The organism is Achromobacter anxifer (assembly GCF_903652925.1).
Taxonomy (GTDB): Bacteria; Pseudomonadota; Gammaproteobacteria; order Burkholderiales; family Burkholderiaceae_B; genus Achromobacter; species Achromobacter anxifer.
In genome coordinates this window covers 116304-142161 of sequence record NZ_CAHLAR010000012.1, presented here as the reverse complement: position 1 = coordinate 142161, position 25858 = coordinate 116304, and the positions used below count along the sequence as shown (strand labels likewise).

Below are 25858 nucleotides of genomic sequence, written 5' to 3'. Positions count from 1 at the left end.
GCATGAACACCATGATGAAAGCAGTGGTTTTCGCCGGTCCGGGCCGCATCGAGATACGGGAAAAGCGCATTCCAGACGTAGGCCCGAACGACGCATTGATCAGGATCACCACCACGACCATTTGCGGCACGGATATCCATATCCTCAAGGGGGAGTATCCCGTGGAGCCGGGCCTGACGATAGGCCATGAACCTGTCGGCATCATCGAAAAGCTGGGAAGCGCCGTGACGGGCTACCAGGAGGGCCAGCGCGTAATCGCTGGCGCGATCTGCCCGAACTTCAATTCATACGCCGCTCAAGACGGCGCGCCTTCCCAGGATGGCAGTTACCTGGTCGCCAGCGGAGTGTGTGGATGCCATGGATACCGGGCCACTGCGGGATGGCGTTTCGGCAACATGATTGATGGCGCCCAGGCGGAGTATCTGCTGGTCCCCGATGCCCAGGCCAATCTTGCGCCGGTGCCGGATGGATTGACCGACGAACAGGTGCTGATGTGCCCGGACATCATGTCCACCGGATTCAAAGGCGCGGAGAACGCCAACATCCGTATTGGCGACACTGTCGCGGTCTTTGCGCAAGGACCGATAGGACTGTGCGCGGCGGCGGGCGCCCGGCTGCTGGGTGCAACCACCGTCATAGGAGTGGACGGCAATGCGCAGCGCTTGGCAATGTCGCGCTCTTGGGGGACGGACGTCGTGCTGAACTTTCACGACTGCGATGTCGTCGACGAAATCATGCGGCTGACTGGCGGCCGCGGTGTGGATTCCGCCATCGAAGCCCTGGGGCAGCAGAACACGTTTGAATCCGCCCTGCGCGTGCTCAAGCCCGGCGGGACGCTGTCCAGCCTGGGCGTCTATTCCAGCGATCTGAAGATTCCCATTTCCGCCTTCGCGGCGGGGCTCGGAGATCACAGGATAAACACTGCGCTTTGTCCTGGCGGAAAAGAGCGTATGCGGCGCCTCATGCGCGTCCTGGAGTCGGGTCGGCTGGACCTCGGAAAAATGGTCACGCACCGTTTTACCCTCGATCAGATCACGGACGCCTACGATTTATTCGCCAATCAGCGGGACAACGTCTTGAAGGTCGCCATCCGGCCGGCTGCTTGAATTGTCCTTTGCTGGCGCGTTCGGTTGAAAAAAAAGCCGAGCAACTGCGGTGTGCAGGCTCGGCGCTCCAACGCAGGTGCATCGATGAACATTCGCTTCAAGAATCGGCAAGAGGCTGGAATGTTGCTTGCTCGGCAGCTGATGAGATATGCGGGCCGTCCAGATGTGATCGTGCTGGCGTTGCCGCGTGGCGGCGTGCCGGTAGGGTTTCAGGTCGCGGCCGCGTTGAGTGCGCCGCTTGACGTGGTCCTGGCGCGCAAGATTGGAATGCCGGGCTATCCCGAGTACGCCATAGGCGCGATCAGCCACGATGAATCCGTGTTTCAGGACGAGGCTATCGAGGCATATGGAATATCGCCAAGAGTCATAGAGCCGATCGTAGCGCGTGAGCGCAAGGAATTGGAACGCCGCGAATTGCTGTATCGGGCGGGGCGTCCGCCGCTGCAGTTGGGGGGAAAGGTTGTCATCCTGGTCGATGATGGCCTGGCGACCGGATCGACCATGCGCGTGGCTCTGCAGTCCTTGCGCAAGCAGAAGCCGGCAAGGATCGTGGCCGCGGTGCCGGTGGCCGCGGCCGAGACCAGGCAAGAGCTTGCGGGTGTAGCGGATGAAGTGGTTTGCATCAGCACGCCCATGCCTTTTTATGGCGTGGGGCAATGGTATGTGGATTTCGAGCAGACGGAAGACGGGGAGGTCATTCGTCTGTTGCAAGAGGCAGAACGCAACCATCCGCTGGCCGCATGGATGGCAGTGCCTGCACCGTATGGCGACTGATGCCCCGTACCGGGGCCAAGGCAGAGGTCATGGAAACGAAAACCGATGCGCATGCCTCTCCGCTTTCCTGGGTCATGGCAGCGGCGCGGCCGCTTACGGGAAGCATCGAGGACTATGACGTCCTTCTCGAAAGGATCGGAGCCGCGCGCTTCGTGCTGATCGGGGAAGCGAGCCACGGTACCCACGAGTTCTACGAAGAACGCGCCCGCATTACTCAACGCCTGATCGCCGAGAAGGGATTTTCCGCCGTCGCGGTCGAGGCCGATTGGCCCGATGCCTATCGTGTCAACCGGTACCTGCGCGGCCAGGGTGAAGACAAGTCCGGCGAACAGGCCTTGGCGGGCTTCAAGCGCTTCCCGACCTGGATGTGGCGAAACACCGAAGTCGTCCGGTTCATCGAGTGGCTGCGGCGCTACAACGAATCCCTGCCCTCCCGCTTGCCACCCGTCGGTTTCTATGGGCTGGATCTGTATAGCCTGTTTACGTCGATCTCGGAGGTGCTGCGGTACCTTGATAAAGTCGATCCGCAAGCCGCGCGCCAGGCCCGCGCGCGCTATGCCTGTTTCGACCATTTCGGCAGAAGCAGCGAGCGCTATGGATACTCGACAAGCTATGGCTTGTCGGCCTCATGCCAGGATGCCGTTATCGCGCAAATGCACGAACTCAACGCGCGCGCCGCCGAGTATGTGAAACGCGACGGCCGCGCGGCGAGCGATGAGCTGTTTTATGCGCAGCAGAATGCGCGCCTTGTCACGAACGCCGAGCAGTACTACCGCACCATGTTCGACCGGCGCGTATCTTCCTGGAACTTGCGGGACCGGCACATGATGGAAACCCTGGACGCGCTCGCCCGGCACTTGCCTCGGACGGAGGACGGCATGCCGGCCAAGATCGTCGTCTGGGAACACAATTCCCATGTGGGCGATGCCCGCGCGACGGATGTCGGGTTGGCGGGCGAGTTGACGGTGGGACAGTTGGCGCGGGAGTCCTATGGCGATCAGGCATTTCTGGTGGGAATGACGACCTATCAGGGAAGCGTGACGGCCGCGAGCGACTGGGACGCGCCGGCCGAGCGAAAGCGCGTGCTGCCGGCGCTTCCTGGCAGCCATGAAACCCTCTTTCACCAAACGGGCATCGGACGCTTCATGTTGGCCTTCAAGGGAGACAGGGACCTGGCGCAGGCGCTGTCCAGGCGCCGGCTGGAACGCGCCATCGGCGTCATCTACCGGCCGGAAACCGAGCGGAGCAGCCATTACTTTTATGCTTGCCTGCCGCAGCAGTTTGACTGCGTGCTGCATTTTGACCAGACGCGGGCGGTAGAACCGCTCGAATGGGGCGATATCTGGAATCTGGATGAAGCTCCGGAAACTTTCCCTGCCGGGCTATAGCGATGTCGACCCGCGAAGCGAAGCGGAGTTGCCGTCGGGCGGCGAGACCGTTGCTACGGGGGGCTGACATAGGAGCGCGTCGAGTTGAACGCTGAAAGCCAGGCCGCCACGCTGGATTTCTTGACAAGTCCGCATGTTCACGGCGTGTCGGCGGGCGATATCGTCACGATACATACCCACATCTCCATCATTGTGCTTGCCGGAGCACGCGCCTACAAGCTGAAGAGGGCAGTGCGGTTTCCGTACATTGACCTGTCCACCGCAGCGCGGCGTTTGGCGGCATGCCTGCGGGAACTGGAGCTGAACCGGCGCACCGCACCTGAGTTGTATCTGGCGGTACGGCGCATCATGCGGGATGGTGACGGGAATCTGGCCTTCGACGGCTGCGGAGAAATGATCGATGCCGTGGTGGAGATGCGGCGGTTTCCGGACGACGCCCTGCTGGAGAGCGTGGTGCAGCGCGGAATGCTGACAGCAGCGCTGGCTGAACGCGCCGCAGGCGTGATTGCCGGATTCCACGACCGTGCGCGAATAGTGCGCGGCGTGGATACGCCTTCGGCGCTGGCCGAGGTTCTGGCCGTGACCCAGAAGCTTCTCATCGGGGCAGGCGCATTGCCTGGCGGGAAGATCGAGGCGCTTTGCGCAGGGCTACGCAGCGAATTGAAGAAGCAGGCGCCGCTGCTGGCGAGGCGCGCGGCTGCTGGAAAAGTGCGGCATTGCCACGGGGATCTGCATTTGCGCAACATCTGCGTGATCGACGGGGCGCCGGTCTTGTTTGACTGTCTCGAGTTTGATGATGCGCTGGCCACTATCGATGTGCTTTATGACCTGGCCTTCCTGATCATGGATCTCTGGTCGCGGGGATTCCCGGGGTATGCCAACCTGGCGCTGAACCGTTATCTGGATGTGAGCGATGACGAAGGCGGAATGGTCCTGATGCCGTTGTTCATGGCCTTGAGGGCCGCCATCCGCGCCCACGTTCTGGCCGCTCAGGCTGCGGAGTCCGCCGGAGGGACGCGAGAGTCTCTGTCGGCTGAGGCCCTGGGGTATCTCGATACGGGGCTTTCATGCCTGGAGCGACGCCGAGGGAGGCTGGTCGCCATCGGCGGGCTCAGCGGATCGGGAAAATCGTCGTTGGCAGCGGCTATCGCGCACGCGCTTGGTCCCGCGCCGGGCGCCCGCGTATTGTCCAGCGACCGCATCCGCAAGCGCCTGTGCGGCGTGCCGGCGGAGTCGAAGCTGCCGGAGGGGGCTTATCGGCCTGATCTGTCCGAGCAGGTTTATGCGGAGCAGGCTGCGCGCGCGGAGCATTTGGCGCGAGACGGGTGCGCGGTGATCGCCGACGCCGTATTCGAGCGGGAGGATTGCCGTGAGCGCATTGAACAATGCGCGGCCCGCGCGATGGTTCCCTTTAGCGGCTTTTGGCTTGAAGCCCCGTCTGCCCAATTGTTCGCCCGGGTCAGCCAGCGCACGAATGACCCTTCGGATGCCAATGAGCGCATTGTGCGTACACAATTGGACAGGCAACGCGATGTGAAGCGCTGGACGCACATTGATGCTGGCGGTCCCGCCGAAGACACCGCGGCATCCGTGCTCCATCTTCTTGGCGGGTGAAGTCAGGCGCTGCGCCTCATGATGGCTGCCAGCAAGGGGCGCAGTTCGTCGAGCGTTCGGGTATTCAAGATATCTGTTGCGCCCAGCCAGCCGATGCCAACGCGTACACTCCGCCAGTGTCCCGCCTTTTTCCGGGCTGGCGGCGCGCTTATGGGTGAAATCACCCATTAAGAATCTCCCGTTGGATGCCGTATCGGCAGGAGCTCACGTCTACTCATAGGGGATTTTTCATGGTCATCGGGAATGGCTTGCGCAAGCGGTGGTTAAAGTCGGCTGTCTTCGTTCTTTATGCGGCGAACTTCGCCAATTCCGCTCAGGCCCAATCGGTCTCCGGTTCTGGCCAGATTCTGCCTGGGCCGGTCCAGACGCCCAATTGGACGGTCGGCGGCGATCTGACCGTTGGAGATTCCCTGCCCGGCGCTCTGGTCATCAGCGCCGGCGGCTCGGTGGTCAATGACTGGGCGTACATAGGCAGCGGCAATGGCTCCGTTGGCGCCCTGACGGTGAGGGGCCGCGACGGCAGCGGTACCGCGTCCAGCTGGACCAGCCTTGGCCCGGTGCTGATCGGGGCCGATTCAGGCAGCAAGGGCACGCTTTCGATCCTGGACGCAGGCGTGGCGCATAGCGACTCGGCCAGAATTGGCGTCGACACTGGCAGCGTCGGGGAGGTTTTCGTTACCGGGGCGGGGTCAACCTGGAATATCAACACGATCGGCGCGTTTGAGATCGGCACGGGCGGCAAGGCCACGCTGACGATCGACAACGGCGTCGTGCATAGCGGCCAGGCGATCATCGGCTGGAACGTCGGCGGCGAGGGCAGCGTCACGGTAACGGGCCGGCAGGCGGTCTGGGATCCGTTGAACAATATATACGTGGGCTTTGAAGGAACCGGCGACTTGAGCGTCCTGGATGGCGCCAGCGTCAGCACCGTCGCATCGACCGGACCAGGAGCGGCGGCAGCGGTTTACATCGGGAAGAGCGTGGGCAGCGTCGGCACGGTGACCGTATCGAGCGCGACGGCCGACATTTCGACGCTCGCGGCAAGCGACCGCATCGAAATCGGTTCGGAGGGCACGGGAACGCTGACCATAGCCAAGGGCGGGGTTGCGGTCGCCACCCGCGACACATGGCTCGCCCCTGCCGGTACCTCCACCGGCACGCTGAACCTGACCGGCGATGCCAGCGGCCGCGGCGTGCTGGAGACCGGCTCGATCATCAAGGGCGCCGGCGACGCCACCTTCAACCTGGATGGGGGCGTCCTGCGCGCCAATCGCGATGAAGGCGATTTCCTGAACGGCTTCGCCACGCAGGCCGTGGGCAGCGGCGGCGCCTGGTTCGATACGAACGGCCACGACGTGGGCGTGTCCACCGCGTTCTCCGGGACTTCCGGCTTCAACAAGCTGGGCGCCGGCATTCTGACCTTGTCGGGCGACAGCGCCGCGTTCACGGGAAATACCGGGATTCGGGCCGGAACGCTGCAGGTGGATGGCGTACTCGGCGGGCCGGTGAACGTGCTTGCGGCGGCACGGCTGACCGGCACGGGACGCGTCGGCGCGACGGTCAACCAGGGCACCATCGCGCCGGGGCCGCGCAGCGGCTTCGGCACCCTGACGATCGCCGGCGACTATGCGGCGCAGGGTGGCAACCTGGAAATCCGCACGCAGCTGGGCGCCGACAATTCGCCGACCGACAAGCTGGTGATCACGGGCAGCAGCGCCGGCACCACGCCGGTCACGGTGAAGAACATGGGCGGCGCCGGCGCGTTGACGCAACGGGGCATACAAGTCGTGCAGGTCAATGGCGTCTCGGCCGGGCAATTCGACCTGGCCAACGGCGACTACGTCATGGGAGGCCGTCCGGCCTTGGTGGCCGGCGCCTATGGCTATGTGCTGCAAAAGGATGCGGCCGACGGCGGCTGGTATTTGCGGTCGTCCCTGACCAATCCAGGCACCACTCCAACCGACCCAGGCACCACGCCGACGGATCCGGGCACTCCGACCAATCCGGGCACTCCGACCGATCCGGGCACCACTCCGACCAATCCAGGCACCACTCCAACCGATCCAGGCACACCCTCGCCCGGCGGCGAACCTCCCTTGCTCTATCAGCCCGGCGTGCCGGTCTATGAGGCCTATGCCAATACGCTGCTTCAGCTGAGCCAGCTGCCCACCCTGCGCCAGCGGGTCGGCAATCGCCTCTATGATCCGGCGGATGCGGGCCGCAACGGCGTATGGAGCCGTTTCGAGGGCACGACGGGCCGGTTGGAACCCGCAGCGTCCACCACGGGCGTGCGCCAGGACATCGATAGCTGGAAGGCGCAATTCGGGGTTGACCGTGTCCTGGCCGGTGCAGAGGAAGGTTCCCGTCTGGTGGGCGGCCTGGCCTTTCATTACGGCAAGGCCGACACGCGCGTGTCGTCGGTGTATGGCAACGGCAAGATCGACACCACCTCCTATGGCCTGACGCCGACGCTGACCTGGTACGGCAAGAATGGCGTCTACGTCGATGCGCAGGCTCAGGCGACCTGGTTCGACAGCGATCTGAATTCACGGCTGGCTGGCAAATTGAAGGGCGGCCAGAAGGCCCAGAGCTATGGGCTGGGCATCGAGGCGGGCAAGGCGTTCGGGGTGGCGGAGGGATTCGCCCTGATCCCCCAGGCGCAGCTGACCTACGTATCGACCCGATTCGACAGCTTCAACGACAGATTCGGCGCGCGCGTCGAAAGCGACAAGGGCGACAGCCTGCTGGGCCGCATCGGTATCGCGCTGGACTACAAGAGCAATTGGCAGACGGCCGGCGTGAGCCGGGAGTCGAGCGTCTATGGCGTCGTCAACGTGAAACACGAATTCCTGGACGGCACGCGCGTGCGCGTGGCCGGCACGCAGGTGGACAGCCGCAAGTCGCGAACCTGGGGCAGCGTGGGCGCGGGCGTGAACTATGGCTGGGGAGGTCGCTACGCGATCTACGGCCAGGTCGACGCCGATGCGGACTTTTCAGGCAGCCATATCGTCACCGCTACCGCGGGGTTCAGGATGTCTTTCTAAAGTGGACGCGGGCAACAGGCAGTACCTCCCGTTGCCCGCGCCGGGTTTGCCACGGGGATACGCGGTCAACAGCAATCGCAAAGCAAGACATCGTTGACCACGTTGCGCGGCCGCGATCCCATGCGGCCGAATCCGAATGCCGCCATCACGTCGTGACAGATCTCCATCGCCTCGCGCTCGTCTTCGGCGCCGGCGACCTGTGGCCAGGTCACCAGCACGCGCTTGGCCTTCATCTGTTCCACGAACTGCGGCGGCACCGCATCGCTGCCCACCACGGTTACTGACTGAATCCGTGCCGGCAGGCCCGTCTGCAGCGATGACAGGCTTTCACCGCCGACGATCAGCGCCGCCGTGTCGGCGGGGAGCTCGTCGGCGCGGGTGCAATACTCGACCGAAAAGAAGTCATCCAGCCGCTGGTGGGCGGTGTGCGCCAGCGGCAGCAGGCTGACGCAGCGATGACGCTGCAATGAGAGTCGCATCAGCGGGCCTCCTGCAGTATCCAGTCCGAGGCGCGCTCCGCGAGCATGAGCACCGGCGCGTTGATGTTGCCCGAGGTCAGGTCTGGCATGACCGAGGCATCGACGATACGCAAGCCTGGAACGCCGATGCAGCGCATCCGGCTGTCGACGACTGCCATCGGGTCGTTTTCGCTTCCCATTCTGCAAGTGCCGCCGGGATGGTGAACCGTGATGGCAGTCTTGCGGACGAATGCATCGATCGCCGTGTCATCAATCACGCCGCCGCCCGGCGCAAGCTCGGTGGCTACGTAATCGCCAAGCGCAGGCTGTTCCAGCAAGGTCCGCGCGATACGCACCGACTCGCGTACCCGGGTTCGGTCTGCGTCGCACGCCAGGAAGTTCTGGTTGATCCGGGGCGGCGCCAACGGGTCCGCGCTGGCTACGGTGATTTGGCCGCGGCTGTGGGGGTGCAGCAGGACCGTCCGGACGGCGAAGCCGTCGGCGAAAGGCTTGCGCACCGGATTGAGCCAGGGATGGGCGTTGAAGGGAGCCGCCGTCAGGAGGAATTGCAGATCCGGCGTATCCGCGCCGTCTGGCTGCACGAACCCCACTATGCCGCCTGGAACGTCGCCGGCAAAGCCCTCGCCGCCGAGATAGGCGCGCGCCATGGAAACCCCGATGCGGTCCAGGCGCATGCCGCGCACGAACGGGCCCGGTTCGCGGCGGCGGGCGGTGACGATGACGGAGATATGGTCCTGCAGGTTTTCACCCACTCCTGCGCGCTCCAGCCTGACGCGTATGCCGGCGTCGCGCAATGCCTCGGCGGGGCCGATGCCCGAGTGCATCAGGATCGCGGGCGTGTTGATGGCTCCCGCGGCAAGAATCACCTCATGGCGGGCCCTGACTGCCGTGGTGCGCCCCTGCCTGGCAAAGCGCAAGCCGACCGCGCGGTCGCCTTCGAAGTCCACGCCAAGAACGTGCGCCAGCGTGACCACGGTCAGGTTGGGACGCCGCAGCGCGGGGCGCAAGTAGGCCGTGGCGGCGCTGCATCGACGCCCGCGCCGGATAGACATCTGCAGGCGCGAGAAGCCGCCTGCCGGCGAGGCGTTGTAATCGTCGAGCCATGGGTGGCCTGCCTGGCGGGCGGCCGTGGAGAATGCGTCGAGTAACGGATCCTGATAGCGGCAGCGCTGCACCCGCAGGGGCCCGCCAGCCCCCCGGTCGTCCGTGTGGCCGCCTTCCCAGTCTTCCAGGCGGCGGAAATAGGGCAGGACGTCCTCGAAGCGCCACTCGGGCAGGCCGTAGTGCCGCGCCCAGCGCGCGTAGTCCTCGGGATGGCCGCGCACGAACGCCATCGCATTGGTCGACGAACTTCCACCCACAACCTTGCCGCGCGCGCATTCGATGGCCCGGCCATCGGCGTGCGGGGCCGGCTCGGCGTCGTAACCCCAGTCATGCAAACGTTGCTGCAGGATCTTGCCCCATCCCAGCGGAATGTGGATGAGCGGGTCCCGGTCCCAGGGACCCGCCTCGATGACCAGCACCGAGACTGCGGGGTCCTTGCTCAGGCGATTGGCCAGCACGCAGCCCGCGGAACCAGCGCCGACGATGATGTAGTCGTATTCCGGCTTCATGTGGGGCTCACCGGCCTGAAGTTGATGTGGACATTCTTTTCCCGCGTGAATGAGATCATCTCGCCGATGCATTCGTCGCGGCCGATGCCTGATTGCTTGACCCCGCCATACGGGGCGCCCAGAAAATGCTTGCCGACCTCGTTGACCCAGACGAATCCCGCATCGATTTCGCGGGCCAGCCGGTGGGCGCGCGCCAGGTCCGCGGTCCAGATCGCGGCGGTCAGGCCGACGTCCAGGCTGTGCACCGCTGAAAGCATCTCCTGCTCGTCGTCCCAGGGAATGAGCGCCAGCACGGGACCGAAGAATTCCTCGGTGGCCAGTGGCGAGGCGGCCGACACGTCCGCAAAGACGGTCGGTTCCAGGTAGAAACCGCCAGCGGGGACGCCCTCCCGGGGCACGCCTCCGCCCGCGATCAGGCGGGCGCCTTGCGCCACGGCGGTATCGATCGCCTGCTTGACGCGGTCGCGGTGCTCGAGGCTGATCATCGCGCCCATGGTGGTGGCGGGGTCGGTCGGATCGCCCGGCACGAACGCGGCGCAAGCCTGGACCACTTGGGCGCAGACTTCTTCATAGATGGACCGGTGAACGAAGGCCCGGCTGGTCGAGCCGCAGGACTGCCCGCACCACGTGAAGTTCATGCCGTCGACGATTGCGCGCGCAGCCAGCGAGGGGGCGACATCCGGGCAGGCGATGAACGCGTTCTTGCCGCCCAATTCCAGCGCGACGGGCTTGAGCCGCGCTGCCGCGGCCTGCATGACCCGGCGTCCGGTGGGGATGCTGCCCACCAGGCCAATCATGTCCACGTCCGGACTCGCGGCCAGCGCGGCTCCGGCGTCGGCGCCGCCGGGGACGAGCGAAAAGACGCCGGGAGGCAAGAGGTCTCCGATGAGCTCCGCGCAACGCAGGGCCGACAGCGGTGCCTGCACCGGCGGTTTGATGATCACGGCATTGCCCGCGGCCAGCGGGGCGGCCAGCTTGCCCATGGCAAACAGCAGCGGATGGTTGTACGCGACGATGCGCGCCACGACACCCACGGGCTCGCGTTCGGTGTAGTCCAGCGCGTCGTGGCCCATCGGGATGGTGTCGCCCTTGAGCTCCGTCACGAGGCCTGCGAAGAAATCCAGCAGTGCCGCGGCAACCATGACGTCGGAACCCATCTCGGATACAGGATTGCCGCAGTCCAGCGCGTCCAAAAGCGCCAGCTCCCGGGCGTTCTCGCGCAAGCGCTGGGCCATTTTGCGCAAGGTGGCGGCCCGGGCCAGCGGAGCGGTACGGCGCCATGCACGGGCTCCGTTGCGCGCTGCACTGGCCGCGCGCGCCACGTCTTCGGCGCCCGCATCGGCCACGGCCATCAGCCGTTCGCCCGTTCCTGGCGCCGCGACGTCGGTCCAGCGTTCGCTGACGGGAGCGTGCCAGCCGCCGTCATAGTAGACGCCGTTGTTGGCGGGCAGCTGGACGTCGCCCGAGGCGGTCTTATGAGTTTTTCCTGCCATGATCTCGCCTCACCGCTTCAGAGGTTGCGCTTTTTCGAGGAAGCGCGTGTCGAAGCCCTGGGTATCGTCGAAGGAGGGCGACAGCGCGCCTTGCTCCTTGAAGAGCGTCGCCGATGAGCGCCACAGGGCCGGGTCGATCCAGCCGATGCCGTGCGTCCGGGTGTGGTCGCTGAAGAACGTGAAGTCCAGGTCCGCGCGCAACTGCGCCACCAGCATTTCTTTCTTGCCCTTGTACTCGGGGTTGTTCTTGATCAGCGTGTCGGCGGCCGCTTCCGGGTCCTGGATCACGTCGGCGAAGGCCTTGGCGTAGGCCGTCACGAACCTTTGGACGAGATCCGGGCGTTGGGCAATGTTCTTGTCCGACGTGAATACGCCCGAACCGTAGCTCTGGATGCCCAGGTCCTCGCCGTGCAGGATGGACAGGGAGCCCGGTCCTCCGGCCTTGTGCTCGAGTTCGGGAACCTCGGCGTCGATATAGCCTGGCACCACGTTCACGCGGTTCAGCAGCAACAGGTTTTCGTAGGGCGGCGATACGGTGGACTGCTTGATGTCCGCCAGCGCCAGGCCGTTCTTGGCCAGCGCGGCCTTCAGGAAGATGTAGGTCGAACCGCTGGGATGCACGCCGATGTTGGCGTCCTTTAGTTGTTTCGGGTTCTGCAGGTCGAAGTTCTTCTTCAGCGAAATGATCGCCAGCGGCGTCTTCTGGTTCACGGCCAGCAGCGCCGAATTGGCCACTCCCTGAGATCTGCCGACCATCAGGGTCGGCAGATCCGAAAAGCCGAAGTCAGCGTTCCCGTTGGCCACCAGCCGCAAGGCGTCGGTCGATCCCGTTCCCTTGCGGATCGCCGTCACATCGATGCCCTGGTCCGCGAAGTAGCCCTTCTCCTTGGCGACAAAAAAGGGCGCGTGATTGCCGCGCACGACCCAGTCCAGTTGCACGGTGACTGCGTCCTTGGCGTGGACTGCGCCGCTGAACAATGCCAGCACGCCGAAGAGCGCGCCGAATCTCCAACTCGATCTCATGTTTTTCCCCTTGTTGATTCGATTTAGTGAGTGGCCCAACCCAGAAACCTGTGTTCGATGAATTCGATGACGTAGTAGAAAAAGACGCCGAGCACGGAGATCTGGACCAGGGCGGCGAATACCAACGCTGTTTCCATTTGGCTCGATGCGAACTGGATCATGTATCCCAGCCCTGCCGAAGCGCCTACGAACTCGCCCACGATCGCTCCGATGACGCTCAGGGTGATGGCCACCTTCATCCCCGCCATCAGGGCGGGAAGCGAGGCGGGGATCTTCACCTGGCGCAGTATCTGGTTCGGCGTCGCGCCGATGGACCTGAGCAGCGCGACCAGGTTGGCGTCCGCCGACCGCAGGCCGACCAGCATGTTGAGCGTGACCGGGAAGAAGGCCATGATCACGATCAGGGCGATCTTCGGGAGCAGGTCATACCCGAACCACAGAATCAGCAGCGGCGCCAGGGCGATCTTCGGCACGTTCTGGAACAGCACGATCAGCGGATAGCTTGCGCGGCCGAACCAGGCATAGCGGTCGACCAGGAGCGCAATCGCGATGCCCACGACGCACGAATACAGGAAGCCGTACAGGATTTCCGCGCCCGTGACGAGCGAGGCCTGGAAGAGCTCCGCCTGTCTTTCCACCAGGACGGCCGCGATGTCCGTGGGCGCGGGCACGACGAACGCGGGCACCTGCAGAATGCGGACACAGGCCTCCCAGGCCGCCAGGATGATCAGCACGAGCACGATGCTGGGCGTGGCCGAGCCGAGCGCGTGACGGATCTTTCCCGGCATCCGTGGAACGGCGGGGACTTGCGGCTGTGCTTTGGCTTTCATGGTGGTACCCGCCGTCATGATGCGCTCCCCTGGGCGTGGCCCGTCTTGAGCAGCTGGCGCAGCTGATAGGACTTTTCATGGAATTCGGGCTTGGCGAACGTGGCCTCGCTGCGCGGGCCCGGCAGCGCGACCGGCAGGCAGTCGACGATGCGAGCGGGGTTGGTGGCCATGACGTAGACCCGGTCCGAGAGGTAAACGGCCTCGTCGATGGAATGGGTGACGAAGACGATGGTCTTGCCGGTGCGTTGCCAGATTTCCAGCAGGAAGTCGCTCATGGTTTCGCGGGTGATGGCGTCCAGGGCGCCGAACGGCTCATCCATCATCAGCACCTCGGGATCCAGGGCCAAGGCCCGGGCGATGGAAACCCGCTGGCGCATGCCGCCGGACAACTGCTTGGGATAGCGGTCGGCGGCGTACTCCAACCCGACGAGCCGCAGCATCTCCCGGCCGCGCTGGAGAATCTCCTGCCTGGGCCGGGCGTGCACCAGGTGCATCAGCGAGCAGACGTTCTCGAGCGCGGTGCGCCAGGGCATGAGCGCCGCTTCCTGGAAGACCATGCCCACGCGGCGCTGGCGCACCGCTTCCGTGGGCGGGACGCCAGCCACGCGGACATCGCCGCCGGTGGGCGGCACCAATCCGGCGAAGACCTTGAGCAGGGTGCTCTTTCCGCAGCCCGACGGGCCGATGATGGAGGTGAAGGATCCCTTCGCGATGTCGACGTCAATGTCGTTGAGCACCCGCACGCGTCCGGCGCGGGTGTCGAAGTCGACAGTCAGTCCGCGCGCGCGGATCTGAGAGTCGTCTGGCGGTTTGTGCATGCCGGTCTCCATGGCCGACCTCAACCGGCCGCGACGGCCGTGGCAAAGGCCGGCCTGTCCTCGACCCGTTTCATCCATGCCTTCAGGCTGGGCAGTTCGGGTTTGGCGTGCGGAAACTTCAGGCAGCGCCGGACCAGCGGGGCCAGGCAGATATCGGCCAGGGAGATCGCGTCGCCCGCCATCCAGGTCTTGCCCTTCAGATGGCCATCCAGCAGGGACAGTTCCGCGCTCAGCAGTTTTACCGCGGCCTCGGTCAGTTCCTCGGGAGGCAACTTGGCCTCCTTGAAACCCGCCAGGTACGCGACGTTCAGCGAAGCGAGGGTCCAGTCCATCCAGCGCTCGACCTGGCTGCGCGCCGCCGGGTCGGCCGGATACAGGGATGCGCCCTCGCGCGTGTTGGCGATGTAGCGCAGGATCGTGTGCGACTCCCAGATGTGGAGCTCGCCGTCGCGTAGCGTCGGTACTTTCTGCGTGGGGTTGATGGCCTTGTATTCCCCTGTGAGCGTCGTTCCTTCGAACGTCTTGCCATAGTCCTTGCGCAGGTAGGGAACCTTCAGTTCCTCGAGCAGGAACAGCACTTTCTGAACATTGCCGGACGTGGCGCGGCCAAGAACTTCCAACATGATGCAACTCCCTTGAATGTGTTTGTGTGTGCTTGCGGTCAAAGCGGCTTGTAGGCCATGCATTCGATCTCGATCTTGGTGTCGATGACGGCGCGCGCTTCCACCGTGGTGCGCGCCAGCATGCCATCCGGGAAGTACTCCTTGAAGACGCCGTTGTAGCGGCCGAAGTCACGCGCATCTTCCAGGTAGGTCGTGACCTTGACGACGTCCGCCAGGTCGCAGCCGGCGCTCTGCAAGGCGCGGCGCATCGCTTCGATGGTGCTGCGCGTCAATTGCTCGATGGTCCCTTCCTGCATCACGCCGTTTTCGTCCTTGGCGACCTGGCCGGATACGAAGACGAAATCGCCCGCGCGCACGGCAGGATGGAAGGGGAGATTGGGATTTTTCTTGCCGAAGGCTTGCTGTAGATATGCCATTTCAGTTTCCGTAGACGGAGCTTTCGATGATGTCCAGCCCGCGCTGCCTGTCCAGCAGATACAGCAGGCCGCGCGTATCGGTCGTGACGTCGTTCGACGAGACCCGCTCGAACCCGGAGGGCGTGTCGGGCTCGTAGTAGCCGACCTCCCTGGGCCTGAAGGGGTCGCTGATGTCGACCAGACGCAAGCCGCGCGCAAACCAGGCAAAGGGCAGGACGCTGCCGGTGAATCGCTCGGCGGGCTGGTGACAGCCCGACATGGGCTCCTTGGGTGTGCCGTCCGGGTCGACGCCATCGACCTGGAATGTCGAGACGGGAATCGGCTGGCGCTCATCGGTAATGTCGAACAGCCAGGTAAAGGCCGGTGGAGACGGGCGCAGCTTGGCGACGTCTTCATCGGCGACAACCAGGATCTGCCGGCCTTTCAGCAGCATCGGAATCGGCAGGGCCGTGTGTGTCGGATGGGGATGAGCCGGCCCCGTGTTGAATTGCGATACCAGCTTGGGGCGCGACAGGTCCTCGATATCCAGGATGAACATGCCATGGTGCCAATAGGACACGTACAGCCGGTTCCCCATGCGCAGCGGATGATGGCAGCGAGGCGGCACGTAGTTGTCCCACGGGTAATCTTCGCCGGCCTGCATGTTCTGGCCAGGGATCCACCAGCTTCCCACTTCTTCGGGACGCGACGGTTCCTGCAGGTCCAGGATCTTCACGATGTTGCCGACGAAGCCGGGAGCCGTGGGCGAAATGTAGGCGTAGCGGCCGTCGAAGTCGTAGCGATGCACGCCTCCGCCCTCAGTTCCCGTCTTCCAGTGCTTGATGAGGCGGGGCCGGTCCGGACGGCTGACGTCGTAGATGCCCAGGCCGCCGCCGAAGTCGTCCGCGCCGGTACGGAACTTCTCGTAGTTGACGATCATCAGGCCGTCCTTGGCCCGCACCTTGTGCGAATGCCACCCTATCGGCACCTCGAGCGAGGCCAAGAGCCGGGGCCGCCGGGGATCCTCTACGTCGTAGATCGAAGTGCCATAGGGTGGCCGCATATGGGACACGAACATCGTGTGCCCTTCCACCCAGACCTGTCCGCCACCCTCGCAGTCCACATGGGCCACCAACGAGGTATTCCAAGCTTTAGCCAAGACCGGTCTCCTCAGACCAACTCAATGAGGTCGCCCTGCGCGGTGCGGCCCCACTGATGGAAAAGCCCCATTGCGCGCAGCGCCGGCTCGTCGCTGGCGATGAAGAGGATCAGCGGTTCGGCGTGGTCGTTGCGGTATTGGACCCAGGTGTCGCTGGGCACGGCCACGGTATCGAAGGGCTCGAGCGGGAAGCTCTCTTCGCCTATCGTCATCGCGCCTTGTCCGGCAAACGGAGCGACCAGGAGATTGGCGGTCTGCTTCAGCGGCAGGGTCTTCTCTCCGGGCCGGATCATCTGCATGAAGAAGGTCATCGTCCGGTACACCGGGCCGCCCCGCAAGGGATGCGTGTATTCAATGAGCAAGCCTTCGTGCGGCGATTCGTCCCAATCGCGGAAGCGGTAAAGCAGCTCGCGCATGGCGTCGTAGCGATAAACGAACATGGGCGACGAGTCGCCGCCGCCGCGCCGATGGTCGACAAAGCGCGGCGTCAGGCCTCCCACGCCGTAGACCGTGCGCGAATACTCGGTCTGGAAGCGGGCGCTTTGCTTGCGCACGACTTCGCCGTTCTCCTGGTAGTCGTGTTTGAAGCTCAGCGCGTTGAGATTTTCGACCAGCGGGTAGTCGAGCACCGACAGGTTGATGGCGGGCTCGTTGCCAAGATTGCCATGGTTGTGCCACGTGTCGCGCGGCGTGAGCACCATGTCGCCAGGCAGGAAAGTGATGTCTTCACCCTCGACGCCAGTAAAGTTCTGCTGGCCGGTTAGCCCAAAACGGATGGCGCTCGCGGTGTGCGAGTGCGGGGGCATGATTTCGTTCGGATCGTTCTGCCGGTATGCCGTGTAGAGGGTGGACACAGTCGCGCGGCGCGGGGCCAGGCCCGGGTTGACCAGTATCAGCGAGCGCCGATCAGTGTTTTCGGTCGAGATCAGCCGCGCTGATTCGGCAAGTAGGGGCTGGATGTCCTCTTTGTACGACCATCGGAAAGGCACGGCCTTGGGGCCGCTGACGAGCTGTTTGATGTCGTCGTGCGCCTCGTTATCGCGCGCCCAGAACGGAAACATGGATTTCCGCTCGATCTGCTCATACATGGACAACAAATCCGCTTCGCGAGTGCCGCTGACGGTACGGGTTCCGTGCATACATGTTCCCCTTGAAAGTTATTGATGAACAACATGGCGGAACAAATCTAATAACAACCAATGGTTGTGTAAACGGTATTTTTGGTTCGATATGGAAAACCCCTAAATCCTTTGGCCTGCTCGCATTGATATTATAAAAATCTCATTAAAAACAATGAGTTGAATAAATAATTTGCCTTATCTAAATTCACAACCGGTTGTTTATTTTTATTGCGGTTTAACCGTTTTGGAATCTAAGATGGTCGCGAAAATATGACGCGAGGGAACAATGGCACGCACCCGGCAACCCGAGGTTTCCAATGACATACGCAGGCTGATTACGCAGATCCGAGCGCTGTTGGGCAAAGGAGAAGAACTGCCGTCCGAGCGGGTCCTCGCCGGGCAACTGGACGTCAACCGTCATCGTTTGCGCCTTGCGCTGGACAAGATGCGCGAGGCGTCAGAACTGCCGCGGCCCGCCATTCGCCGCAACGATCCGCCCATCCTCAAAGGGGATGTCGTGGTTCAGGAGACGAACGCGCTCGAGGTGATCGAGCTGCGGATGGTGCTGGAGCCGGCGATCGCGCGATTGGCTGCGATCCGGGCCTCACCGGTGCAGATCGCGAAAATCCTGGAAGCCGCCACTACGCCAACGGGGGTCGCCCGCTCGACCGGAGACATTGCGTTCCACAAATTGCTGGCGGACAGCTCCGGGAACCAATTGGCGGCAAGCCTCTATGCGTTCTTGCGGCATGTCGGCGCGGACCAGCGTCTGCACATTCCCGCCACAACACAGACCACGCGAGAGCGCATACAGATGCGTGACCAGGAACACCGCGCAATTGCGGAAGCCATTGCGCGCCGATCGCCAGATGCGGCCGAGCAGAGCATGCGCGTGCATCTGTGGCGAGTACAGCGAGAGATCGCCGATCGTTTGAATCCGGTCGGAACGGGTGTACAGCCCCAGGCGGCGCCGAGCTCCTAGCCCGGATCCGTCTGCCGCAAGGTCTCCAGGAAGCGCAGCGCCGCCGCCGACAGGGACCGTTGGTTCTTGAGCAATATGCCGATGTTGCGCGAAGCGGTCGGCGAGTGCAGCGCCACGCTGCACAGGCGCGTGGTGTCCATCAGGCGCAGGGCCAGTTGCGGCACCGCCGCTATGCCCACGCCGGCAGCCACCATGGCGCCCACCACCGAAATATTGTCGGATACGTAATTCATCTCCGGCAGCCGTCCGGAGGCGGCCAGGATCTGGTCGGTGACCTGGCGGATGCTGCTGGCGGGGCCGCTGGCGACATAGGGCCGGTCCGCGAAAACGCTCCAATCCACGCGCTTGCGTCGCGCCAATGGATCGCCGATAGGGCAGATCAGCACGAAGTTCTCTTTCAGCAGCGGCGTGAATTGCACGCTGGCCGGCTGGTCGGGAACCTCGATGGATATGCCGATATCGGCATTGCCTTCCGAAACGGCCTGCGTGATCTGGCGCGCGGAGACCGCATGGATGTTCAGGCGCACCTGGGGGTGCGACTTCTGGAACGTGCGCGTCGCCGCGGGCAGCAAGGCGGAGGCGACGGAGGGGAGGGCCCAGACGTTGATGCTGCCCCGGCGGCCCGCGATGAATTCGGACAGATCGCTGAGCGAATCGCGGAACTCCGACAGCATCCGCATTGCAATCGGCACCAGCTCCGCGCCGGCGGAGGTAAGCGCCACGCCATGCTTGTCGCGGTCGAACAGCCTGGCGCCCAGCTTCTGTTCCGCCGCCTGCACGCGCCGGCTGAGCGCCGGCTGCGAGATAGGCACGCGTTCGGCGGCCATGCGGAAGTTGAGCGTTTCCGCCACCAACAGCACCGCCTCCAATTCGGAAATGGTCAGGGTCATCGCCGTCGTGATGCGTCTAAGTTATTACGAAGATATAAATATATCAATTTTCAGATCAGCAAAGCCGCACCATACTAGGCCGCAAAGTAGCAATACGGATGGAGACAGACATGAAGGAATCGCGCAAGCGGCTGCGCATCGGCGTGGGCGCCGGCATGGCGGACGACCGCATCGGTCCGGCCATGCCGCTGCTGGAAGGCTGCGATATCGACTACCTGGTGTGCGAATGCCTGGCCGAACGGACCATTGCGCGCGAAACGCTGTCGCGCAAGCATGACGGCGCCCATGGCTACAACCCGATGCTGGAGGAGCGCATGCGCGCCTTTCTGCCGGCGTGCCGGGAGAAAGGCGTACGGCTGGTGTCCAATATGGGCGCTGCCAATCCGGCTGGCGCCGCGCAGGCCGCGCTGGACGTAGGCCGCGCCTTGGGCTGGCGGGAGCTCAAGTGCGCCGCCGTGGTCGGCGACGACGTGGCCGACCGCGTACGCCTGCATCCCGAACTGCGTCTGCTGGATCGCGACTTGCCGCTGGAGGCGATCCTGCCGCAACTGGCCTCGGCAAATGCCTACCTGGGCGCCGACGTGGTCCGCGACGCGCTGGCCACCGGGGCACACGTGGTGCTAACGGGCCGGGTCGCCGATCCGTCGCTGTTCCTGGGCGTGGCCCTGCATCATCACGGCTGGAGCTACGACGACCTGCCCAAGTTGGCGGCGGGCACCATCATGGGCCACCTGCTGGAATGCTCCGCGCAGATCACCGGCGGCTATTTCGCCGACCCGGGCAAGAAAGACGTGCCCCGTCTGGCCGAACTGGCCTATCCCTATGCCGATCTTTACAGCGACGGCGAACTGTACATAGGCAAGCCCGCCGGCTCGGGCGGCCGCCTCGACCGCATGACCTGCACCGAGCAGGCGCTGTACGAAATCCATGATCCCGCCGCCTACGTGACGCCGGATTGCGTGCTGAGCCTGGAAGGCCTGCATTTCGAGGAGCAGCACGCGGACCGGGTGGCCGTGCGCGGCATGCGCGCCGCGCCGCGCACCGATAGCTACAAGGTCGTGGTCGGCTACTTCGATGGCTGGATAGGCACGGGCGAGGTCGCCTATGCGGGCGTGAATGCGATCGCGCGGGCGCGCCTGGCGGCCGACACGGTGAAAGAGCGGTTCCGGCTCGATGGCGGCTCGGCCAGCGAGATCCAGGTGGACCTGATCGGCATCAGCAGCCTGCATGGCGATCTCCCGGAGGCCGCCGCCGCCCATCCCTACGAAGTCCGGTTGCGCGTCGCGGCCCGCTGCCCCGACAGGAAGAGCGCCCACTTGCTGGGAGACCACGTGCGGCAGCTGAACATGCAGGGGCCTTACGGCGCGGGCGGTCCGGTCAACCTGGGCGCCAAGGAGGTGATTGCCGTGGATGCCCTGTTGATTCCGCGCGGCTGGGTCAAGCCCGAAGTCATCACCTTGGGAACCTGACATGAGCATTCTGGTTTACGACCTGGCGCATGCGCGCGCCGGCGACAAGGGAAATACATCGAGCATTGCTGTCATCGCTTACGACGAGGACGGCTGGCGCCTGCTGCGCCAGGCGCTTACCGCCGAGCGTGTCGAGCAGGCCTTTGCCCATCTGGGAGCAGGGAAGGTGAGGCGCTACGAGGTCGAAAGCCTGAGGGCGCTGAACTTCGTCATTCCGAACGTGCTGTCCGGCGGCGTCACGCGCTCGCTGCGCCTGGACCCCCATGGCAAGTCGCTCAGCTCGCTGATGCTGGGAATCGAACTTCCCGCCAGCCAACCGCAATCCTGAAAGGAACCGCCATGTATCCTCCCGCTGAACCCATGGGCACCGAGGTGTATGCCCGGTTGCCCGAATCCCTGCACCTGACCGAGCAGCCCTCGACCTGGCTGGCCGCGCGCCACGTGAAGATGCACTCCTTCCTGGAGGGGCCGTCGTTCGACCGCGAAGGCAATCTCTGGTGCGTCGATCTGGCGCATGGACGCATCCTGCGCGTGGATCCGGCGGGCAAGTTCGAGGTCATGGTCAGCTACGAAGGCGAACCCAACGGCCTGAAAATCCACCGCGACGGCCGCATCTTCGTCGCCGACCATCTGCATGGCCTGATGCTTCTGGATCCCGAGGCCCGCAGCATCCGGCCGTACCTGCAGAACGTGCGGCGCGAAGGCCTGAAGGGCCTGAACGATCTGTTCTTCGCCTCCAACGGCGACCTCTACTTCACCGACCAGGGCGAAAGCGCCTTGGAAGACCCCACCGGCCGCGTGTTCCGCCTGCGCGCCGACGGCAGGACGGTGGACCTCATCATGGACGGCCTGGCAGGCCCCAACGGCCTGGTCATGAACAAGGCCGAGAACGTGCTTTACGTGGCCATCACGCACGACAACGCCATCTACGCGCTGCGGCTGGAACCGGATGGCCAGATGAAGAAGGCCAGCCGTTTCATCCAGCTATCCGGCAGCACCGCCGGGCCGGACGGCATGGCCCTGGACGAGGCCGGCAACCTGGCTGTCGTCCACGCGCAGGCCGGCACCGTATGGCTGTTCAGCCCGCTGGGCGAACCCCTTTACCGCATCCGTTCCTGCGCGGGCATGCGCACCACCAACGTCGCCTTCGGCGGCGAGGACGGGCGCTCCCTGTTCATTACCGAGGCGGAGCAGGGCGTCATCCTGCGCGCCCGGCTGCCGTATCCCGGCAAGCCGATGTACTCGCACCGGGACTGAGCCGCGCAACACGAACACGATCCGCATAAAAAACACCATCCACGGGAGACAACATCATGATTCCTTTCCGATTGATCGCCGGCCTGGCCCTGAGCCTGGCCGCCGTCACGGGCGCGCAGGCCGCCGATACCTATCCTGCGCGCCCCATACGCCTGATCGCCACCTTCGGTCCCGGCAGCTCCATCGACATCATTGCGCGCCTGGTGGCCAAGCCCCTGGCCGAGCAGCTGGGCCAGCCGGTGATCGTCGAGAACAAGCCCGGCGCCGGCGGCGACCTGGGCACCGACATCGTCGCCAAGTCCGGCAAGGACGGCTACACCATCGGCTTCGCCTCCGCCGGGCCGATCACGGTCAACCCCAATGCCCGCAAGAAAATGCCCTATGACCCGCTCAAGGATCTGGCGCCGGTTGCGCTGGTGGCGACGGGACCGAACGTCATCCTGGTCAATCCGTCCATCCCGGTGACGAACCTGAAGGAGCTGATCGCCTACATCAAGGCCAATCCGAACAAGGTCAACTACGCCTCGGCAGGCGTGGGCACCAGCGGCCATATCGCCGGCGAGCTGTTCCAGCATCTGTCCAAGACCGAGATCCTGCACGTGCCCTACAAGGGCAACAGCGATGCGATCACCGACACCCTGGGCGGGCGCACCCAGATGGTCATCAGCGGCGTGCCGCCCATTCTGTCGTTCGTGAAGTCAGGCCAGCTGCGCGCGCTGGCGGTGGCGGACACCAAGCGTTCGCCCCTGCTGCCGGACGTCCCCACTGTCGCCGAAGCCGGCCTGCCTGGCGCGGAAAGCGTCGCCTGGTACGGCATTGTCGCGCCTGCCGGCACGCCGCAGGCGATCCTGGATCGTCTTCACGACGAGATCATCAAGGCCGTGAACAACCCGGAAACCCAGGAGAAATTCGCCGGCCTGGGCATTGTTCCCTCGGCGGACAGCCGGGCGGACTTCGGCAAGCGCATGGCGGACGAGTACGTGCGTTTCAAGGAATTGTTCAAGCAGATCAACCTGGTCATGGATTGAAGGCATCATGTCGCGCACCGTTATCGTCACAGGCGCCAGCGGGCTGGTAGGCTCCGCTGCCGTCGACTCATTCCTGAACGCAGGCTGGGAAGTCATCGCGGTTTCCCGCCGCCGTCCGGAGATCATCAGCCAGCGGCCGTTTACCCATCTGCCGGTCGATCTGCAGGACGCCGAGGCGTGCCGCCGCGCCTTTGGGGCCCTGCCTGAAGCCACGCACGTGTTCTATGCGGCCGTCTACGAAAAGCCTGGCCTCATCGCCGGCTGGCGGGATCCCGAGCAGATGGCCACCAACCTGAGCATGATCAGGAACGTCATCGAGCCGCTGGCCGCCAGCGGCAGGCTGCGGCATGTCAGCGTGCTACAGGGCACCAAGGCCTATGGCGTGCACCTGCATCCCATCCGCACGCCGGCGCGTGAACGTCAGCCGCGGGACGATCACCCGAACTCATACTGGTTCCAGGAAGACTACATCCGGGAGAAGGCCGCGCAGTCCGGCTTCGGCTGGACCATATTCCGTCCCACCATCGTGCTGGGCCCCAATGTGGGCGTGGCAATGAATACCGTGCCCGTCATTGGCGTCTACGCGGCGGTGTGCCGCGCCGAGGGAAAGCCGTTCTGTTATCCGGGCCACATTTCCTATCCGCGCGAAGCCGTGGATGCGCGCCTGATCGGCGATGCGGGCGTCTGGGCGGCGGAGACTCCGGGGTCCTGGAACGAACACTTCAACCTTACCAACGGCGAAGTGTTCAGCTGGCACGACCTGTGGCCGTCCCTGGCTGAATTCCTGGGCGTCGAGGCCGGCCCGGACCAGCCGCTACGCCTGGCCGAATACCTGCCCAGCCGGGCGGGGTTGTGGGACGAAATCGTCAAGCAACATGGCCTGCGGCCCCTGTCCATGGCCCAGATCCTTGGAGAATCCCATTACTCCGCCGACGCCCGCTTCGGCTATGGCCTGAAGACTCCGCCCGCGCCCGCCTTTGTCAGCACGGTCAAGATCAAGCAGGCGGGCTTCACGCAAACCTACGACACCGAGGCATGCGTGAAGCACTGGCTGGAGGTGCTGATGGAGCGCAGGATCATCCCGCGCGCCCAGGGTTGAACGCCGCTCAGGCCGGATAGTAGCCCTGGCGGCGGTCATACTCCACCGCCTGGGGCGACCGCCGCGCGGGGTCGCCATAGCCTCCGCCGCCGGGGGTATATACCTCGATCACGTCGCCGGCCTGCATGACGATTCCCTGGTCTTTGGACACATGCGCGGGCACATATGCTACGCCGTCGCGGTAGATCGTGACGCGGGTGCGGCCGCCTTCCTGGCCTCCCGCGGCGCCCGGCGGGCCGAATTTGCCGTGGTCCATGACCATGGAGGCCCGCGCCGCACCCGCTCGCAAGCGGATGCGGTAATGGATGCCCATGCCGCCTCGGAACTCGCCGAGCCCGCCGGAGCCTTCGTGGATGGCGTAGCGCTCGAAGAGGACCGGGTATAGCTGTTCCTGTACTTCGACAGGCGCCGCCTTGGAGATGCCGATGGTGGAGCAGCCGTTGGTGAGGCCATCGCCCGCGGGATGGCCGCCGTAGCCGCCGCCCGAGATGACGTACATGACGTAGGAGCGCCCATGCATGGGGTCATCGCCGCCAATGGCGAGGTTGGCAGTGGTACCGGCCGGCGCTGCGAACAGGCGCTGGGGGATCGCCTTCTGCAGGGCGTCGAACACGGCTTCGGCGATGCGCTGGCTGACTTCCGCGGCGCAGCCCGACACCGGCCGGGGGTACTTCGCATAGAGAAACGTGCCTTCGGGATCCTCGATTCGCAGCGGCTCGAACAGTCCGGCATTGATGGGCAGCTCAGGGAATACGTGCTTGATCGCCAGATAGATCGAGGAACGCGTCGTGGCGATGACGCTGTTCATCGGACCGGCGCAGGGCGGGCTGGATTCGCTGAGATCGAAGTGCATCAGTTCGCCTTCCTTGCGGATGCGCACGGACACTTTCAGCGGCTGGTCCTGCACGCCGTCGGAATCCAGGAATGCCTGGCCGAGGTATTCGCCGTCGGGAATGGCGGCGATGACGGCGCGCGTCTGGATCGAGGCCTGGCGCTTGAGTTCTTCGACGGCGGCGTCGACCGTGTCCTGGCCATAGCGGTCCAGCAACTGGGTAAGCCGGCGCTCGCCGATGGCCAGGGCGGCGGCCTGGGCCTTGATGTCGCCGATGCGCTGCTCGGAAATACGGATATTCGACATCAGGATGGACAGGATCTCCTGATCCAGCTCCCCTTTCTTGTAGAGCTTGACCGGGGGCAGGCGCAGCCCTTCCTGCTCGATCTCGGTGGCATGAGCGGAGAATCCGCCGGGAACCATGCCGCCCATGTCGGGCCAATGGCCGGTATTGGCGAGCCAGGCGTAGAGCTTGCCGCGATAGAAGTACGGTTTGACGAAGCGGACGTCCATCAGGTGGGTTCCGCCCAGGTAAGGGTCGTTGACCATGAAGATGTCGCCGGGGGCGATATCCGTGGCCCGCGCGATCACGGCCTGGGTGGAAAACTGCATGGTTCCCACGAAGATGGGCAGGCCCAGTTCTCCCTGGGCGATCAGTTCGCCGCTGTTGCGGTGATAGATGCCGTTGGAGCGGTCCTGGGATTCCGAAATGATGGGCGAGAACGCCGCGCGGCAGTGCGCCAGGTCCATTTCATTGCATACCTGGTGCAGCCCGCTCTGGATGACGGTCAGCGTGACGGGGTCGATGTGGGTCATGGGAA

At 64.5% G+C, this 25858-nt stretch carries 23 protein-coding genes; 11 read left to right on the top strand and 12 right to left on the bottom strand.

What is annotated here, in order from left to right; translation table 11 throughout:
* Positions 1–2 precede the first annotated feature (2 nt).
* The 5 genes from HWY37_RS29155 to HWY37_RS29135 all read left to right on the top strand — a co-directional run bounded on the left by HWY37_RS29155 (position 3) and on the right by HWY37_RS29135 (position 7926).
* Positions 3–1106, top strand: a complete 1104-nt coding sequence (locus tag HWY37_RS29155) for an NAD(P)-dependent alcohol dehydrogenase (protein WP_175206019.1) — start codon at positions 3–5, stop codon at positions 1104–1106.
* An 84-nt stretch (positions 1107–1190) separates the two neighbouring features.
* A complete protein-coding gene (locus tag HWY37_RS29150) occupies positions 1191–1880 on the top strand; it encodes a phosphoribosyltransferase (protein ID WP_175206020.1) in 690 nt (229 codons plus the stop codon).
* Positions 1881–1909: 29 nt separating this feature from the next.
* Complete coding sequence (locus tag HWY37_RS29145; RefSeq protein ID WP_175206021.1) at positions 1910–3268, top strand: erythromycin esterase family protein; 1359 nt, start codon at positions 1910–1912, stop codon at positions 3266–3268.
* A gap of 84 nt (positions 3269–3352) precedes the next feature.
* The gene (locus tag HWY37_RS29140) at positions 3353–4882 is read left to right on the top strand and encodes a bifunctional aminoglycoside phosphotransferase/ATP-binding protein (protein ID WP_217481278.1); all 1530 of its coding nucleotides are present in this window, start codon (positions 3353–3355) and stop codon (positions 4880–4882) included.
* Between the two features lie 230 nt (positions 4883–5112).
* Complete coding sequence (locus HWY37_RS29135; protein ID WP_175206022.1) at positions 5113–7926, top strand: autotransporter family protein; 2814 nt, start codon at positions 5113–5115, stop codon at positions 7924–7926.
* 65 nt (positions 7927–7991) lie between these two features.
* Here HWY37_RS29135 and HWY37_RS29130 read toward each other — a convergent pair whose 3' ends face one another.
* The 10 genes from HWY37_RS29130 to HWY37_RS29085 are packed head-to-tail and all read right to left on the bottom strand — an operon-like array spanning position 7992 to position 17498.
* Positions 7992–8405, bottom strand: a complete 414-nt coding sequence (locus tag HWY37_RS29130; RefSeq protein WP_175206023.1) for a hypothetical protein — start codon at positions 8403–8405, stop codon at positions 7992–7994.
* Positions 8405–10018, bottom strand: coding sequence for a GMC family oxidoreductase (locus tag HWY37_RS29125; RefSeq protein ID WP_176090399.1), 1614 nt, complete (start codon positions 10016–10018; stop codon positions 8405–8407). The genes HWY37_RS29130 and HWY37_RS29125 overlap by 1 nt, the downstream gene beginning before the upstream one ends.
* A complete protein-coding gene (locus HWY37_RS29120; RefSeq protein ID WP_176090398.1) occupies positions 10015–11511 on the bottom strand; it encodes an aldehyde dehydrogenase family protein in 1497 nt (498 codons plus the stop codon). The genes HWY37_RS29125 and HWY37_RS29120 overlap by 4 nt, the downstream gene beginning before the upstream one ends.
* Positions 11512–11520: 9 nt before the next feature.
* Positions 11521–12534: an ABC transporter substrate-binding protein gene (locus tag HWY37_RS29115; protein WP_175206026.1), complete on the bottom strand. Its 1014-nt coding sequence runs from the start codon at positions 12532–12534 to the stop codon at positions 11521–11523.
* A 23-nt stretch (positions 12535–12557) separates the two neighbouring features.
* A complete protein-coding gene (locus HWY37_RS29110; protein ID WP_176090397.1) occupies positions 12558–13364 on the bottom strand; it encodes an ABC transporter permease in 807 nt (268 codons plus the stop codon).
* A 14-nt stretch (positions 13365–13378) separates the two neighbouring features.
* On the bottom strand, positions 13379–14182 hold the full coding sequence (locus tag HWY37_RS29105; protein ID WP_246302437.1) for an ABC transporter ATP-binding protein: 804 nt from the start codon (positions 14180–14182) through the stop codon (positions 13379–13381).
* 20 nt (positions 14183–14202) lie between these two features.
* Entirely contained in the window at positions 14203–14805 is a 603-nt protein-coding gene (locus tag HWY37_RS29100; RefSeq protein WP_176090396.1) for a glutathione S-transferase family protein, read from the bottom strand.
* 38 nt (positions 14806–14843) lie between these two features.
* Positions 14844–15221: a RidA family protein gene (locus tag HWY37_RS29095; protein ID WP_054451245.1), complete on the bottom strand. Its 378-nt coding sequence runs from the start codon at positions 15219–15221 to the stop codon at positions 14844–14846.
* Position 15222: 1 nt separating this feature from the next.
* The gene (locus HWY37_RS29090) at positions 15223–16359 is read right to left on the bottom strand and encodes an LVIVD repeat-containing protein (protein WP_176090395.1); all 1137 of its coding nucleotides are present in this window, start codon (positions 16357–16359) and stop codon (positions 15223–15225) included.
* Positions 16360–16370: 11 nt separating this feature from the next.
* Positions 16371–17498: a cupin domain-containing protein gene (locus HWY37_RS29085; RefSeq protein WP_176090394.1), complete on the bottom strand. Its 1128-nt coding sequence runs from the start codon at positions 17496–17498 to the stop codon at positions 16371–16373.
* Positions 17499–17766: 268 nt separating this feature from the next.
* On the opposite strand from HWY37_RS29085, the gene HWY37_RS29080 reads away from it, so the two are divergent.
* The gene (locus tag HWY37_RS29080) at positions 17767–18462 is read left to right on the top strand and encodes a FadR/GntR family transcriptional regulator (protein ID WP_175206031.1); all 696 of its coding nucleotides are present in this window, start codon (positions 17767–17769) and stop codon (positions 18460–18462) included.
* Here HWY37_RS29080 and HWY37_RS29075 read toward each other — a convergent pair.
* A complete protein-coding gene (locus tag HWY37_RS29075) occupies positions 18459–19352 on the bottom strand; it encodes a LysR family transcriptional regulator (protein ID WP_175206032.1) in 894 nt (297 codons plus the stop codon). The genes HWY37_RS29080 and HWY37_RS29075 overlap by 4 nt on opposite strands.
* 110 nt (positions 19353–19462) lie before the next feature.
* Between HWY37_RS29075 and HWY37_RS29070 the strand changes: the two genes are divergently transcribed.
* From HWY37_RS29070 to HWY37_RS29050, 5 genes are read left to right on the top strand one after another with little or no spacing between them, the layout of a single operon-like run.
* On the top strand, positions 19463–20821 hold the full coding sequence (locus HWY37_RS29070; protein WP_175206033.1) for an acyclic terpene utilization AtuA family protein: 1359 nt from the start codon (positions 19463–19465) through the stop codon (positions 20819–20821).
* A 1-nt stretch (position 20822) separates the two neighbouring features.
* Entirely contained in the window at positions 20823–21149 is a 327-nt protein-coding gene (locus tag HWY37_RS29065; RefSeq protein WP_175206034.1) for an AtuA-related protein, read from the top strand.
* A gap of 11 nt (positions 21150–21160) precedes the next feature.
* On the top strand, positions 21161–22078 hold the full coding sequence (locus HWY37_RS29060) for an SMP-30/gluconolactonase/LRE family protein (protein ID WP_176090393.1): 918 nt from the start codon (positions 21161–21163) through the stop codon (positions 22076–22078).
* 56 nt (positions 22079–22134) lie between these two features.
* On the top strand, positions 22135–23106 hold the full coding sequence (locus HWY37_RS29055; protein WP_176090392.1) for a Bug family tripartite tricarboxylate transporter substrate binding protein: 972 nt from the start codon (positions 22135–22137) through the stop codon (positions 23104–23106).
* A 7-nt stretch (positions 23107–23113) separates the two neighbouring features.
* Positions 23114–24205: an SDR family oxidoreductase gene (locus HWY37_RS29050; RefSeq protein WP_176090391.1), complete on the top strand. Its 1092-nt coding sequence runs from the start codon at positions 23114–23116 to the stop codon at positions 24203–24205.
* Between the two features lie 7 nt (positions 24206–24212).
* Here HWY37_RS29050 and HWY37_RS29045 read toward each other — a convergent pair whose 3' ends face one another.
* Positions 24213–25853, bottom strand: coding sequence for a hydantoinase B/oxoprolinase family protein (locus tag HWY37_RS29045; RefSeq protein ID WP_175206038.1), 1641 nt, complete (start codon positions 25851–25853; stop codon positions 24213–24215).
* Between the last annotated feature and the right edge of the window lie 5 nt (positions 25854–25858).